Below are 2942 nucleotides of genomic sequence, written 5' to 3' on the forward strand. Positions count from 1 at the left end.
TTATATACCGGCATGCTTAAAGCCTCCTTTGCATGAAATGGGTAAGTAAATGTTTCACGTGAAACATTTAGAAAGATTTCGTGATGAGGATATTGTATCATATTTTTAGAGAAAGAGAGGCATTCTTTTTTAGAGGCAACAAGCGCAAGATTTCTTTTTGCTATTTATTCTTGACGGGGCAAAGCCCCGTCAAAGTGATATAAGACTAGATAACGTTGTGTAAATAGAGGACAGCATGGCTTAACACATTTTATAATACCCAATTATTCAAATTTTGCCTTTGGCAAAATTTGAATAATTGCGCTATAATAATATAAGTTAATTCTGTGTGATATCTCATACAGTTGGGAGATAAGGCGGTGAACTTTTTGGCAAAGATAATCGCGATTGCCAATCAAAAAGGCGGCGTTGGAAAGACCACCACGGCGGTCAACCTTTCTGCCTGCCTCGGTAAGCTCGGCAAGCGTGTACTGCTTGTTGACTTTGACCCGCAGGGCAATGCAACCACAGGCTGCGGGCTGGATAAAACGTCATTGGAGAAAAGCGTATATCAGGTCATTATGAGAGAATTGAACCTGAAGGATGTTGTGCAGCATACGGAATATGAGATTGATGTTCTGCCTGCAAGCATTGACCTTGCAGGGGCAGAGGTAGAGCTGGCTACATCTGAGGAAAGAGAAACCCGCCTTAAGGACGCCCTTGATACTGCAAGGGGAGATTATGATTATATTATCATCGACTGCCCTCCTTCACTGGGGCTTTTGAGTCTTAATTCTCTTGCTGCCGCCGATGGAATCCTTGTACCGATTCAGTGCGAGTTCTACGCTTTGGAGGGACTTTCCCAGATTGTAGATACCATTGATCTGGTTCATGAGGAAATAAATCCGGACCTTCAGATTGCAGGAGTGCTTCTTACCATGTTCGACCCGCGTACAAATCTTTCGGCGCAGGTGGTTGATGAGGTGAAGAAGTTCTTCGAGGACAAGGTCTTTGATACGATTATTCCGAGAACAGTCCGTCTCAGCGAGGCGCCTTCATACGGTATGCCTGTCATCGCGTATGATTCTGCAGCGAAGGGCGCGAAGGTATACATGGAACTTGCGGAGGAGGTACTCAGACGTGGCTAAAAAAAGCGGACTGGGAAAAGGCCTGGGCGCGTTGGGCCTCAAAAAAGATGCAAAAAAGGAAATAAAGCAGACAGCTGCTCCGGCACCCGTTGAGCTGAAGGAAGGCGAAGCGGTCAGGGAGCTTGCTCTGAAGGATATACACCCCAACGAAAAGCAGCCGAGAAAAACCTTTGACGAGGATTCCTTGGACGAGCTGAAGGAGTCAATCCGTCAGTACGGTGTTCTTCAGCCGATACTCGTAAAGAAGTCCGACCGGGGCTACGAGCTTATTGCCGGTGAGCGCCGCTATCGTGCTGCAAAGCTCGCGGGATTAAAGACAATCCCTGCCATTGAGCGTAAATTTACGCAGCAGGAGCTTACAGAGGTTGCCCTCATTGAAAACCTGCAGCGTGAGGACCTGAACGCTATCGAAGAAGCGCAGGCATACGCTCATTTAATGAAGGAATTTTCCATGACGCAGGAACAGCTCTCGGGCAAAATCGGCCGAAGCCGTTCGCACATTGCAAACTTCCTGCGGCTTTTGAAGCTGCCTGAGCGTGTCCAGGAGAGCCTTATTCAGGAAGTAATCTCCATGGGCCAGGCAAAGCCGCTGCTTTCCCTTGAGGATAAGACACTGCAGCAGGCTGCCGCGAACTATATTATCGACCATGAGCTTTCCGCCCGTGAGGCTGAAACGCTTGTCGCACGGCTGAAGAAGGACCCGACAATCCTTGACGAAAAGACGGAAAAGAAAAAGGAGAAGCCGCAGAGCACCGCCGATGTATTTATGGCGGACGCGGAGGAGCAGCTCCGGATATTCTTCGGAACAAAGGTCAAAATTCTGCCGGGCAAAAAACGGAGTAAAATTGAGATAGAGTTCTACTCTCCGGAGGATTTGAGCCGTATAGTCGAGACAATTCATGAGATTCACGGCAATGATGTTGCAAGAAAGACTGAACTGCTTCGTCAGGCGTCGAAAAAGTTCATAACCTGATTTTGGGAGGAAATCATTTCTAATGGAAGAAATATTGAAGCTTATTACGTTAAATGCCAATTATATAATCGTCGGTCTCAGCGGTCTGGTTTTGCTGCTGTTCTTTATCATCATCTGGCAGGGAGTCAGCATTTCCGGACTGAAAAAACGCTATAACAAGATGATGGCAGGAGAAGAGACGGGAGCCAGCTTTGAAAAGATGATGCTTGACCATATCGATCAGGTCCGTGTGGTTTCTGAGAAGATTGAGAAGCTCAACGAAAAGAACAAGGAGCTTGACGCTCTCCTGTAGCTTGCCATTACCAATGTGGGAGTTGTACGTTTCCGTGCCTTTGAGGATATGGGAAGCGACCTGAGCTATGCGGTAGCTCTTTTGGATTCAAATCACGACGGTGTTATTCTTTCAAGTATCTTTGGCCGTGAGGATTCGCGCAGCTATGTGAAGCCCATCGAGAAGGGCAAGTCCAGCTACACTCTGACCAAGGAAGAAGAAGAGGCAATGAGGCAGGCCCTGAATGGCTGAGAAAACAATACTGCCTGAAGAGCAGAGATGCCTTTGGGAGCGGATGCTTGCAGAGGCGGACGGCGACTACAGACGTCGCCGTCTTGTTCTTTTAATGATAGAATTTTATAAAAAGCCTATGGAGGATTTGCTGTCCGAGCATACTTCAAAGCCCGTGAGCATGCGCCGTCCCGAGCGAGTCCATATATCCTCGGGAGTGCGCCAGTACGGCTCCTGCCGTATGGAACGGGGCAAGAAGGATATATGCTTTCTTACCTTCAGCAGGCACCTCTTTTTCGAAGGAAATCTGGACAGGCTGCGCAATGTGGTCTGCCATGAA

3 protein-coding genes and 1 pseudogene are annotated in these 2942 nt (G+C 47.9%); all 4 read left to right on the top strand.

Annotated features, from left to right (window positions below; all coding sequences use genetic code 11):
- Positions 1 to 359 precede the first annotated feature (359 nt).
- Positions 360 to 1127 (top strand): ParA family protein, encoded by a 768-nt coding sequence (locus tag ACY69O_RS08620; RefSeq protein WP_462333061.1) that lies wholly within the window; start codon positions 360 to 362, stop codon positions 1125 to 1127.
- Positions 1120 to 2100, top strand: coding sequence for a ParB/RepB/Spo0J family partition protein (locus ACY69O_RS08625; RefSeq protein ID WP_462333062.1), 981 nt, complete (start codon positions 1120 to 1122; stop codon positions 2098 to 2100). Before ACY69O_RS08620 ends, ACY69O_RS08625 begins: the two co-directional genes overlap by 8 nt.
- A gap of 22 nt (positions 2101 to 2122) precedes the next feature.
- A pseudogene (locus tag ACY69O_RS08630) lies at positions 2123 to 2623 on the top strand (DUF4446 family protein).
- The coding region (locus tag ACY69O_RS08635; protein WP_462333063.1) for a hypothetical protein at positions 2616 to 2942 on the top strand (327 nt) is incomplete at its 3' end. The pseudogene ACY69O_RS08630 and the gene ACY69O_RS08635, both read left to right, overlap by 8 nt.

It is taken from the genome of Schwartzia sp. (in: firmicutes) (genome assembly GCF_978017985.1).